General features: G+C 33.0%; 12 protein-coding genes and 4 pseudogenes. 10 read left to right on the plus strand and 6 right to left on the minus strand.

Features of this window, described 5'->3' with window-relative positions:
- Positions 1 to 231: 231 nt before the first annotated feature.
- The 7 genes and pseudogenes from ACSG5Z_RS25245 (at position 232) to ACSG5Z_RS25275 (ending at position 5,170) form a co-directional block, all read left to right on the plus strand.
- Positions 232 to 1,359 carry a replication initiator protein A gene (locus ACSG5Z_RS25245; protein WP_435712464.1) on the plus strand — a complete coding sequence of 376 codons (1,128 nt, stop codon included), beginning with the start codon at positions 232 to 234 and terminating at the stop codon, positions 1,357 to 1,359.
- A gap of 1,101 nt (positions 1,360 to 2,460) precedes the next feature.
- Positions 2,461 to 2,709, plus strand: a pseudogene (locus ACSG5Z_RS25250) (Y-family DNA polymerase); the annotation flags it as partial.
- Positions 2,706 to 3,026 (plus strand): YolD-like family protein, encoded by a 321-nt coding sequence (locus ACSG5Z_RS25255; protein WP_327988448.1) that lies wholly within the window; start codon positions 2,706 to 2,708, stop codon positions 3,024 to 3,026. The pseudogene ACSG5Z_RS25250 and the gene ACSG5Z_RS25255, both read left to right, overlap by 4 nt.
- Positions 3,027 to 3,068: 42 nt before the next feature.
- Complete coding sequence (locus ACSG5Z_RS25260) at positions 3,069 to 3,443, plus strand: hypothetical protein (RefSeq protein ID WP_435712465.1); 375 nt, start codon at positions 3,069 to 3,071, stop codon at positions 3,441 to 3,443.
- Positions 3,444 to 3,538: 95 nt separating this feature from the next.
- Positions 3,539 to 3,733 (plus strand): annotated as a pseudogene (locus ACSG5Z_RS25265) (ABC transporter permease); the annotation flags it as partial.
- Positions 3,734 to 3,741: 8 nt separating this feature from the next.
- Complete coding sequence (locus ACSG5Z_RS25270) at positions 3,742 to 3,897, plus strand: antitoxin VbhA family protein (protein ID WP_435712486.1); 156 nt, start codon at positions 3,742 to 3,744, stop codon at positions 3,895 to 3,897.
- A gap of 167 nt (positions 3,898 to 4,064) precedes the next feature.
- Positions 4,065 to 5,170 (plus strand): annotated as a pseudogene (locus ACSG5Z_RS25275) (IS3 family transposase).
- Between the two features lie 87 nt (positions 5,171 to 5,257).
- On the opposite strand, the gene ACSG5Z_RS25280 reads toward ACSG5Z_RS25275, so the two are convergent.
- The 3 genes from ACSG5Z_RS25280 to ACSG5Z_RS25290 form a co-directional block, all read right to left on the minus strand.
- Positions 5,258 to 5,380: a hypothetical protein gene (locus tag ACSG5Z_RS25280; RefSeq protein ID WP_257146665.1), complete on the minus strand. Its 123-nt coding sequence runs from the start codon at positions 5,378 to 5,380 to the stop codon at positions 5,258 to 5,260.
- A gap of 153 nt (positions 5,381 to 5,533) precedes the next feature.
- Entirely contained in the window at positions 5,534 to 5,761 is a 228-nt protein-coding gene (locus tag ACSG5Z_RS25285) for a hypothetical protein (protein WP_435712487.1), read from the minus strand.
- A gap of 162 nt (positions 5,762 to 5,923) precedes the next feature.
- The gene (locus ACSG5Z_RS25290) at positions 5,924 to 6,505 is read right to left on the minus strand and encodes a hypothetical protein (RefSeq protein ID WP_435712466.1); all 582 of its coding nucleotides are present in this window, start codon (positions 6,503 to 6,505) and stop codon (positions 5,924 to 5,926) included.
- 274 nt (positions 6,506 to 6,779) lie between these two features.
- On the opposite strand from ACSG5Z_RS25290, the gene ACSG5Z_RS25295 reads away from it, so the two are divergent.
- Complete coding sequence (locus tag ACSG5Z_RS25295) at positions 6,780 to 7,010, plus strand: hypothetical protein (RefSeq protein WP_435712467.1); 231 nt, start codon at positions 6,780 to 6,782, stop codon at positions 7,008 to 7,010.
- A gap of 246 nt (positions 7,011 to 7,256) precedes the next feature.
- On the opposite strand, the pseudogene ACSG5Z_RS25300 reads toward ACSG5Z_RS25295, so the two are convergent.
- Positions 7,257 to 7,838, minus strand: a pseudogene (locus tag ACSG5Z_RS25300) (5-deoxy-glucuronate isomerase); the annotation flags it as partial.
- A 65-nt stretch (positions 7,839 to 7,903) separates the two neighbouring features.
- Positions 7,904 to 8,611 carry an IS6 family transposase gene (locus ACSG5Z_RS25305; protein WP_435712468.1) on the minus strand — a complete coding sequence of 236 codons (708 nt, stop codon included), beginning with the start codon at positions 8,609 to 8,611 and terminating at the stop codon, positions 7,904 to 7,906.
- A gap of 193 nt (positions 8,612 to 8,804) precedes the next feature.
- Between ACSG5Z_RS25305 and ACSG5Z_RS25310 the strand changes: the two genes are divergently transcribed.
- Positions 8,805 to 9,104 carry a contact-dependent growth inhibition system immunity protein gene (locus ACSG5Z_RS25310; protein ID WP_431145041.1) on the plus strand — a complete coding sequence of 100 codons (300 nt, stop codon included), beginning with the start codon at positions 8,805 to 8,807 and terminating at the stop codon, positions 9,102 to 9,104.
- A 716-nt stretch (positions 9,105 to 9,820) separates the two neighbouring features.
- The gene (locus ACSG5Z_RS25315; protein ID WP_215559144.1) at positions 9,821 to 10,609 is read left to right on the plus strand and encodes an MBL fold metallo-hydrolase; all 789 of its coding nucleotides are present in this window, start codon (positions 9,821 to 9,823) and stop codon (positions 10,607 to 10,609) included.
- A 208-nt stretch (positions 10,610 to 10,817) separates the two neighbouring features.
- On the opposite strand, the gene ACSG5Z_RS25320 is transcribed toward ACSG5Z_RS25315, so the two are convergent.
- Complete coding sequence (locus ACSG5Z_RS25320; RefSeq protein WP_435712469.1) at positions 10,818 to 11,417, minus strand: TasA family protein; 600 nt, start codon at positions 11,415 to 11,417, stop codon at positions 10,818 to 10,820.
- Positions 11,418 to 11,670 lie beyond the last annotated feature (253 nt).

Below are 11,670 nucleotides of genomic sequence, written 5' to 3' on the forward strand. Positions count from 1 at the left end.
AAACAGGCTGCGATGTTCGCCACATCGAGCCTAGGACAAAATTTAAAAGTAAGAACACTTATATTTTCATTTTGAGCCTAAATTGGAATGCGTAAAATAATATTTCAGTTTGTATTTATTCTATTATGAAAATCTACAATCTTTAATAATACAACAATACTGTTCTTTACTTTTTTAATCTTTTGCCCTTTGCAAACTATTATACTACCAATGAACCTGGAGGCTTTTTTTATGTTAAAAAAGAGAATTAATATAAAGGATATAACAAACGAAGAGTTCTACAAACTACCTAAAGTTTTCATTTGGAAAAAACAATATCGTGAGAATTTAAGTATCGGTGCGAAATTACTATACATGTTAATAAGAGATCGATTTAATTTATCTATATATACAACACAAATTTCAGTTGATAACGGAAACGACACGCCTGCCTTCGTAGATGAAAAAGGTGATATTTATTGTATTTTAGATAATCAAGAAATCGAATTCTCATTAAATATTTCAAACAAAACTGTTACGAAGTTCATGGAAGAGCTTATAGCTGAAGAACTTGTGTCCACAGAATCAGTAGATGGAGGCGCTAATCGAATCTACTTGAATGAACCCGATCCTAGTGGAGCGTCATTAGCACATTTCCTAGGTGAAAAAGAATACTACAAACATGTTAAGATGCGTAAGAAAAAGAAGAAAGAACCATTAAAAACATTAGAAGAGTGTATAGCTACTGCTATAGATAAATACGGTGTGAAAAAAGTAGATAAGAAAAATTCCATTACTAGGGAAGGAGAAATTCCGGTACCTAGTGACAGAAAAAGTACACCCCTTAGTGAGGGGAAAACTCCACCCCCAGGGGAGGAAAAAGTACATCCTAATAATATTTATTCTAGTTATCTTGACCTTAGTGAGATTTATCCCAACGAGAATGATACAAACCCAAATAAATCTTCTAAATCAAAAATAGATGAAGAACCAATAGAAGAACTTAAAAATAATATTGTTTTACAAAAAAATAATTATGCCTTATTAAACCCTATCCTTGAACAAGTTGGAATCTGTCCCGATCTAAAGGCACTTAATGTTGTGAAGAAAACACTTGCAGAAGCTGGAATTACAACATTCCACAAGGTAGATGTATTAAATGCAATAGGTAAACATGCTATGAACGTCAAAAAGTATTTATCCCAAGGCGAAGTAATTGAATACGAACCCGCATTTTTCGCTAATAATCTTGTAGACCGTATTAGAGAGAATACTCTTAAGCGTCAAAACGAAGTGAAAAAACTGAAAAATATAGAAAACCAACAAAATCATGAAACCACTTTTCATTTTTCTTCTTACAATTGGCTTGAAGCAAATTAAAAAAGGTTCAGTTGCAAAAAACATTTGCTAGAAATATAGACCCAATAAAGCCTATTTAATGACAGGTTATGACGCACGTCAAATAACTTATGTATGTACTTAACTTCATTTTAAGTAGATTCCACCTATAAGTTAATTTGGCCTTCATTACTTGCTTAACTTCAACACCGTTCAATATACAAGTGGCTGGTTCATACATCTTAAATTTCAAATCAGAACATACACATTTCTTAATGAAATGGAGATCCTATTTAACTATATTATTATAATATTTAACTTTAATTATTTGCATACTTTTCTCTCCTCTTAACTCATGAATTGCTATAGGAAGAGTCCTTGTTCTATAGCAATTCAACGGTTGAGAAAATAAAAAGACACTTTGTTACAATTTTTAAGTGAAATTCTGTATTTTAGACATACATATATAGAACTTCCCTTAGTTCATTTTTTATGAAGTCACTGGAAGTTGCTTCGTTGATTTATTATTCCTCATTCAATTTTAAATACATTTTTAAAGCCTGCATTTCAAAATTGAACTTTTGTTCTTTATCAGAACAAAATATTATCTTTCCTTTATGTACAATTTGGACCTAAAGAACTGTTGAACTCTTTGATAAATCAACACATCAATATCTATATGAATCATATCTACCAACTCCTGAACTCATAAAACGTTTAAAAATCCCTAAAGTTATGTCTCTTAAATATGTTATATCAATAACATTATCTCTCCACTACCTTTTTTTATTGTTAGGGATTTTATCCCTTTGTTACATATTCTTCTTAATAAAAAAATTTTATTTTAAGAAATTTTTAAAACCTCTTTATAAAAGAACTAATGTTCGTGTATAATAAGAACGAATGTTCTTTTGTTTTTAAAAAGAATCACAATGTACAATTATTTAATCCTACTGAATAGGATCATCTTATATGTCGATTTTCACATTTTTATCATTTTAACCAAGATGACTCCTTCTAAAGAATGCAACGATAAGTCTTCTAACCGCAAGGACTGTGGAACTAGCCTAATAAATTAGAGTTCGATAGAACTCTTTACTTAGGAATTCCTTCTTCTAAAGGAAGTGAAAATGGGATAGTTCAAATCAGCAATATACTGACGAAACCATTCGTAGCACAAACATATCCTTAACAAACCTACTTCAAGAAGGAGAAGAACAAATTTCACTTTTTGATAATGTCACGCAAAGAGGACAAGAAATAAAGCTAACGAAAGTAACGAATGAAATACGCACAAAATTTGGAGAGAATAGCATATTAAGAGGAATTTCGTATACAAATAATGCAACAGCAAGATACAGAAACACACTGTTAGGGGGACACAAAGCATGAACAACGCTAATATGCAACAAGGCCGAGGAATGGTAAAATGGGCGCGATTCGCCGGAATTCGTGAAATAATCAAAGAGAAAAATAAAGTAGCATATCCCATTTTAACCTCTGAAGAAAAAGAACTGATTAAGAACATGCTTTTATGTTCCTTATTGTCCGAAGAAGAAATACTAATTACATATTATGAAGGCGGCTATTTACTTACTAACTATATGACCATCATCGATATAGATCCGTTAAATAGCGCTATCATATGCACGGATGCTTTTTATAATAAGTTGACACTACAATTTTCGGATATACTGGATGTAAAATAGAATAGATTTAAACGTTTGGATTGTTATAAAGGAGTGTATAAAATGCAAGGGAATCAGATAAGAAAGAATACAGCAAGAACAGTTATTCATAATGATATAAATAACTATCCCTATTTAAATATACCTATGATTATCAATGAGAATGATGGAATAATTTACGAGGTTTTAAGCGCTGGTTTTCATAATAATGATGCAGTAGCAATGATAACAACTGACGGTTTCACTACAACTAGAGTAAATACACCAATCGTAACAGTAAAAAACGATGATAGTAGTATCCAAGTATTCCGTTTACCTTTAGAATTGGATTATTGGGTACTTTCATGTATGCATGCTGCTTCAACAGGAAAAAATCCGTTCCCATGTAAAGTTGCCTTTGGAATCATTGATACTAAATGTCATGTGGAATTCAAGTGAAAAAGGAGTAAATTCATTTGTTCCTTTTATCTTTTTTGGGACATTTATTTTTCTTAAGTTGATGGGCATGTAGCGGTATCCCTCACTATTATATCGTGTTTGCCGGGAAAACAGATGCTTATAATTCATACTTAAGAGAATGGAAAAAACTCGACGAATTGCAGGTAGATAAATATAAAAACGCGAAGTCTGAAGCATTAAATAGTAAGTATCAACTATACAATGACATTCATGGTCTATTCAGCGGACTTATGTTTATAGGCTTCTTCGTTGGAATTGCGTTCTTAGCGAGGAAGAGCTGCAAAAAGATTTTGAAGCAGCAAAGACGACCTTAGCAATTGAGGGATTAACTGTTACAAAGGAAATGGAGAAAGTCATAAAAGATAAGTTACGAGGAAAGATTACTATGGAGGAATTGATTAAACTAGCAGATGATATTGCCAGACGCAAATAAATAATCTTTTACTTTAATATCTGTACCTTGAAACCAGCTTTCATAAAAATAGTAAAAACCATTTTGAAATGAGATTTAACTGAAGTGAACCCGAATAGTGGTACCTGAAAAAAGCACCTCCTGAATTCGCATACTAAGTATGCAATTTCAATGGAGGTGTTTTTCGTTTGAAGACAAGAGTTCATTACCCAGAAGAAACAAAGTGGAAAGTCATTGAAATGAAGAAAGACGGTTATTCAAATCGTACAATTATGGAGAAACTTGGAATTAAAATGTTTCCCAAATTAAGACATGGATGAAATGGTATCGTACAGATCAAACGTATCGTTTTCAACAACCTGTAGGAAAACAATATTCTTATAGAAAAGGACCAAAAGAGCTCAGTGAATTAGAACAGCTACGTTTAGAAAATAAACATCTAAAACAAAATTACTTGTATGGGGAAAGTATCTGGAAATCGAAAGGGGCTGAAACCAGAAACTGTAATTACTTTATGGAGAAATGTAAAAACAAAAATAACGGTAAAAGAATTGTGTAACGTATTAGAATTACCCCGTTCTACATTTTATCGTTGGTTACAACGAACGGAAGATTTGAAAGATGATATAGTAAAAACCATTTTGAATAGAAGAAAAAGTAAAGGACGTCTGTCTTAGGCATAAATTCCGGTATGGATATCGAAGAGTGACCGCTACTCTTCGAAAAATGGGACTGTGTGTCAATCATAAAAAAGTATTACGAATCATGAGACAAAATCACATTCTTTCAAAAGTACGTCGAAAGAAAAAGAAATATATCAATGGTACGGAACCAATGGTAGCCCCTCATCGATTGGAGAGCGTACCTTGTATTTATCAACGATCATGGATGCCTTTAATCGTGAAATTATTAGTTGTGTCATCAGCGAATCACAAACACTGACATTAGCGATGAAAACATTGAAACAAGCAATGAGAGGGCGAAAAGTAAAAGATGCCCTTCTTCACTCGGATCAAGGAAGTATTTATACAGCAAAAGAATTTCAATCGTATGCCAAAGAAAACGGCATTATCACCAGCATGTCCCGGAGAGGAAATTGCCATGATAATGCCGTCATGGAAAGCTTCTTGGTCATTTAAAAAGTGAAGCTTTCTATTCACAAAAGATAACAAAAGTATCCAACACAACTGTGCGAAAGATTGTGCTAGAATACATTCATTACTACAATTGTGTGCGAATTCAAGAAAAATTAAACCACCTATCCCCTAAAGAATTTAGGGAACAAGTGGTTTAGGTGTTTTGATTGGTGCCCCGTTTTCGGGGTTCACTTCAAGTTTTTCAGCTTTTTATTACTTATCACTTCAGAAGCAATAGCCTTTCCTTATTCATCTTTAATGATTTTAATGAATTCTACTTCTTGAATACCTCCTTCTTCATTAGGATTATCCAATAATATAAAACCAGATATGCCTTCTCTTATAAGGTCATCAATTGCTGCTTCCATAGAGTCTAAATAACTTGTTGTCCATTATCCCATTTTGCCCTTATAGTTAAGCTAGTTGTCTATAAGTATTTAACTTGCCCCCACCAAAACCTTGCTTTTTGATTGTACTAAAACTTAATAACTATGTTTGAAACTGATGATCCTATTAAGAATTTATCTGTCACTCTTTATTCTATAGATACTGTTCTTTAGCTTAGGCTTCTTGTGTAACCGTACTTTAGTCCCATTAATATCTAAGTCGATTTTTTCTTCCTCTAAAGCCTCCATTTTCTCTTTATGTTCTTTTTCAATTTTATCTCTTTCTTCTTTATTCTTAGTCGCTTTAGGACCAATTACGAACAGAATTAAGAATATACTCACCATGACAACAAAAGTAGTCACTAGCAACTCTCCCCCCTTTGCCAAAACTTCGTACAACAAAATTCCTTTTAATGTCCAAGACTTAATTCAGAAAATTAGAGGAGAACAAGTGCTAGTATAATTACACAGAGAAATAATAGAAATTATCTGCACTATTCCCTCCTTCCCCTAGATAAACACAGATTATAAATGGCGCAGCAAGGCCGGTACTATCAATGTCATTACGAAAATAAAAATTGAGCTATATCTCAAACTCGAACTCCATTTCCCATATTTCAGATGTTCAAATTTCTTATAAAGCATACCTAGGGCTAGAGATATTAAAAACATTAATACAGCTGTCCCTAAAATTATAGAAGTGATTAAACCCACCATATTACTCATAAAAGTTTGAAAATCAAAAGAATGTGTTGTCAACATTAACACCGGTAGAATCCTTATTAATAGTATGAGAATGAATGACCCTACTCCAAAATATATAGATCTTTTTTTCCACTTTATATGTTTAAACCGTAAAGAAGCTCCAAAAACTAATAATGATATTAAAATTACTACAGAAAGAATAAGGAAAATAACATCAAAGAATGCAGGCACACTCGCATGGACTGCACCATCTATTTTATCTCCCCCATCTTTTATTACATCACTGCCACCATTAAACAAAGAACCAAACCAATCTACAATCCAATCGGTCATCCAAGAAATATCAAATGGTAAATCTTCATTTTTTGTTTGTGCAGGAGCAGCTGAGTTAAATACCTCCAAATTATCATCCCCCTTAAATGAATTAAGCCCTTTACTTTAAGTATATAAACTTACATAACCAAAACTAAGAAAATATCAAATCATATCTTATTAGATAGAAGAACCACATTTTCGAATTTCAATTCTGTACCTCTTTATTCACCACTAACATTTTTTTATTAGTTAACTTTGCAATATAAGTTTGTATATAATTCCTTTCAAAGACACAAAATATCGGAGTGTCTATTAATAATTCCACTGTTTTTTATCTCATTCCAAAAAGGAGCTGTATAATATGGACAAAGAAAATCTATTAAGCGAACAGATTAATCGCGTCCTATCGGATGCCCTGAATACCCCTAGTAAGGAACAAGAACAAATGCTAAAAACATCATCTCAAGTGAAACATAATTCAAACAATAACAATAATGCTAGCAATAAAGATAGTAATAAAGATAGTAACCAAGACCTATACAGCACAGACTCACCCATTTCAGATGTAGATAGAACAACAAACAACAAATAAATTACAAAGAAAAAACTTAATAACCAGTAAACTAATTTTTTCCCCATAAAAAAATAATTATCAGGTCAGAAGCAAACGCCAAAATGAAGGATTATTTCTACATACTTACTGAAAGTATTCTCCTTCTTCAAATGTGTGCAGGACGATAGCCCGACGGTAACAGTAAGAAGGATTTTCCTTTCTGCGCATAAATAGAAAAACGAGCACCCTATCACTATAAATAGGAGTGCTCGTATTTATTTTCATCTATTCTTTTTCTGGCCAAATTTTCGCATTTGGTTCTAATAACCAGTTGTGTTCTTCCTCCATGATACGATCATTCCATGGTTTATTCTCTAGATGTCGAATCATCCAACAAAAATACATTGCATATCCAGGTGCCGTTGCTTGCGGGTGGTCTAGTTCACCTGGAATTGTAATAAAGCTATTATGTACAACGCGATAAGCATCCTCACCTATCATTGCACATCCAAACCCCTGTGGCTTGTTAAAGCGATAATAATATACCTCCGACTGGTCATGGTGATGTGGTGGATAACTGGACCATCGCCCTGGATAAGAAATAACTTCTCCTACTACCATATTAGAATATACCGCATTATTATAGTCAAAAATTGTACGAATAACACGCTGCGCTGTTTCCTCCCATACTCCATCTCCAGCTACAACACTCTGACACTCATTTGGAGTATACAACTTAGACACAAATTCTTGATCATTATCTGTTTTTTGAACAAGCACTTCACTATCTGACAGAGCAGTAATTGTAACCTTCACATTTTTAGCCACATGCAAACATCAAGGGTTTTCTTCAAAAACAAACTGCCTTAGGTTCTGGTGCAAAAATAAAATAAAAGAGAATAACGCGCATATATTCCTAATAGAATCGTATCTTATGCTGCAAGTCCAATCAATTGATGGATGAATTCTTTCTGATTTTGGACAGACTGGTTCCGTAAATCAAGCTGTTCTTTTTTAATCATATGCATGGCTTCTACTCCAGAAAGAATGGATTTAGCTGTGTCAAAATATTTGAACCCTAGCATAGAACGGATTCGCTTCTTTATAAAGCGATGATCTTGTTCTACTATGTTATTCAAGTACTTTTGTTGTCTAAGTTGCATACCATCAGGTATGCTTTTTTCTTTTTTCAACTGTTCAATTGCTATCGGATAAGCTGGATTCTTATCGACTGTTATCACACGTGGCTTTGAAACATGAAAAGACCGCAAAGCTTTCTTGAAAAAGCGCTTTGCAGCCTTCTGGTCTCTTGTTTTGTTTAGGAAAAAATCAATTGTGTTTCCTTTCGAATCAACAGCACGATACAGATACATCCATTGACCTTTTACTTTGATATATTTTTCATCGACTCTCCAAGAGTCATTTGTTTGTTTGAGGTGACGGCGGATTCGTTTGTCCAATTCAGGACCATACTGATCAACCCAACGCATAATCGTTGTATGAGAAATGGATAAACCCCGTTCTTCTAGCATTTCCACCAAATTACGAAAACTGAGTTTGTACCGTAGGTACCATCTTACCGTTAACAAAATAATATCAGGCTGATAATGCTTCCATTTGAATACATTTTCCTTTTCCATAACAATTACGCACCCTTTTTAAAGTAATAGTAACAGTATGTCCAAGATTTATAGATTCATTGCAATTGTCCTTAAGTTTTTGCACCAGAACCAAAAATATTAAATGGATGGAAATAAATCATTTAGAAATAGATACTCATAAAATGGTAGTTTTTTGAGTACAGGATATCCAGAAAGATATAGGTGAGTTTACATGAAAGATAATTACATACAATATGAAGAATTAGGTGATTTTTTAGCAGGAACTTTCCATCAAGATATTGAATCACTCCAATTTGCCATAAACGAATTTATCACTGAAGTTACTAATATATGTTTAGAGAATACTATTGAAGACATTACAGCATTCCTACAAAGTGGTTTATCCGTTCATGAAAAAGAAGAATTCATCATATATAATACCGAAATTTATTTTCCTGCTTTAAACCTTACTCCTATAGAATGGCTAGAACAAATAATTGAACTCTTAAAAAGAGCATTAAAAAATAAATAGTAAGACCGATTTTCAACCGCCCTTTACAGGTTATTTTTTACTTTTTCTACTTCACATATACAAAAGGTTCATTTGTCGTAACATAATATATCCCCCTCCTTTTCATTCATGATTTTTTACTTCTTTTCTCTCCCTTGCCAATGAATATAGTATATAATTCAGCACCTCCCAAAACTGTTTTTCTTCCACATTACGAGAAAAATCCCCTCAAGGTATCTCAAAGGCAGGACAATTATTTAATATTCCTATACTCTCCAACATACAACAAAATACATCGTAAAATATATCTTAAGATGTATTTTAAAAGGGAAATCGGCATCAGTTTTCTAACCCATATATTTATGAGGAGCTTTACCCATAAGTTGGTCTTGTGTTAATTATTAACCTATAAACTGGCCATTATTTTATGCGAAATTTTATACATATGGAGTAAAGGAAATAAAGATAATGATTGCTTTTAACCACTGATATAATGGAATGAATAAGAAACTGCATACGTAGGTGAATAGGATGTTTCACGAATATTAATTATTCGGGGATTGTTGATAAGGAGAACTTCTGATAATGAGACGTTACGTTAACCGAACATGTATAGGATATACACTGTTCCTTATTCAACCAAATGGCATTTTAGTTCAAGAATGACAGTAGAAGGTTTCAAGTAAGTTAATAGAGAAAATTGTTGGTATGAGAGTTTAGAAAGGGGAATTTAGTAAATGGTTAAAATTAAAGACTCATGGTTTACAGTAAATCAAATAGATAATACAACTTTCGCTATTAGTGAGTATGGACATTGGGAACAAGTTCACTCTTATTTATTAATCGGTGAGGAGAAAGCTGCATTAATTGATACGGGTCTTGGGATTGATAACATAAAAAGGATTACAGACCAGCTTACAAATTTACCGATTATTGTTTTAACAACACACGTCCATTGGGATCATATTGGAAGTCATGGTGAATTTAAGAATATTTATGTACATAAGGATGAAGAAGACTGGCTAGTCAATGGTATTAAGAAACTTTCTATCGAACAAATCAGAAAAGATGTAAGTCGTGATATTACAATTCCTACACCAAAAACGTTTAATCCAGACACCTATAAACCCTTTCAGGGTAATCCTACAGGTTTGTTAAATGACGGTGATGAAATAGAGATAGGCAATAGAAAATTGACTATCTACCATACTCCAGGACATTCTCCGGGACATATTTCAATTTTAGATAATAGTAAAGGTTATTTATTTACAGGTGATTTGCTTTATGATGAGACTCCAGTGTATGCTTTTTTCCCTACGACTAACCCTATGGATTTAACGCAATCGTTAAAGAAAATATCCAAAATCCCCAATGTTACGAAGATTTATGGAGGACATAATACAATAGGTCTTGATGCAAGCCTTTTACAAGAAGTGGGAAATGCAGTTGAGGAACTTAAAGAAAAAGATCAAGTAAGATTCGGAACTGGAATTCATAAATTCAAAGGATTTAGTTTGCAATTTTAATTATGTTTATTAAACTAATTGGGGCTTTAATTGAGCAAGAAACTAAAAACTTTTAACTTTCTCTTTCGAATTTCACGTCAACTAGTACCTCTTACGAGGGGCTAGTTGTTATTTTTGTTGTATACATATTAGAAGCATAAGCTGATCAAAACGGCCATCTTATGCTTCGTGTTACAGTTTTAAACATACAGTATACAAATTATCACACTTACTTTTCTTCACCGCTTGTTTGCATGGAATTAAACGTCCAATTTAATTTCAATGCATCTCCCTGAAATACATTTTGGTCTTCACCACTATCTACAAATGTGAACATTACATAAAATGTGTCATCATCACCAGGAGCAAGTCCATTTCCTTCTCGATCTACAATACCTTTCTTTACAAGGTCAGGAATACTTCCATTTTGCGTATCTACCTTTAATTCAGATAATGTAGTAGACCAAATTGGAACCTCATTTTTATCCAAATTCCACAAGAAATCAACACGGATATGATCACCAAAATCAGCATTTCCATTATCCCCTTTTGCATCGATTACACTGTAATCTGTCAGGAGTTTCACATCTCCTATTGCTAAGGTTCCTTTGTTAACTAATTGAAAACCGCGCTCCATTTCATCACCTGGTTTCAGATTGTCGACATTAATAACAACTTCAGGATTTACACTCAAATCTAAAGTACCTGCTGCAAACGTGTTTTGTGATACTTCCTTATCACTAAAATACGCATATGTTCCCCCGCCAATTAAAGATAAGCCCAGTGCTGCAGTTATGACACCCATACCAAGTTTTTTCTTCATACCCATTTCACAAGTCCCCCTATTTTTAAAGTTCAAACTACAAACTACAAACCTTATTTCCATCCCACAAACAATAATAATTAAACAACTACCTTGTCCCATAACGAAAGCGAACTTAGTTTAAACTAATTACTTCATGTACTCAAACAACTATTACTTTTAAAATAACCGGTAATGTTACCGTAAATCATTACCGGTCATTTGTTAGCCAATCTCATTTCATTTGCTATTCATGGTCTGATTGCTTTATTTTCTCTAG

It is taken from the genome of Bacillus pretiosus, from assembly GCF_051294775.1.
Classification (GTDB): Bacteria; Bacillota; Bacilli; order Bacillales; family Bacillaceae_G; genus Bacillus_A; species Bacillus_A wiedmannii.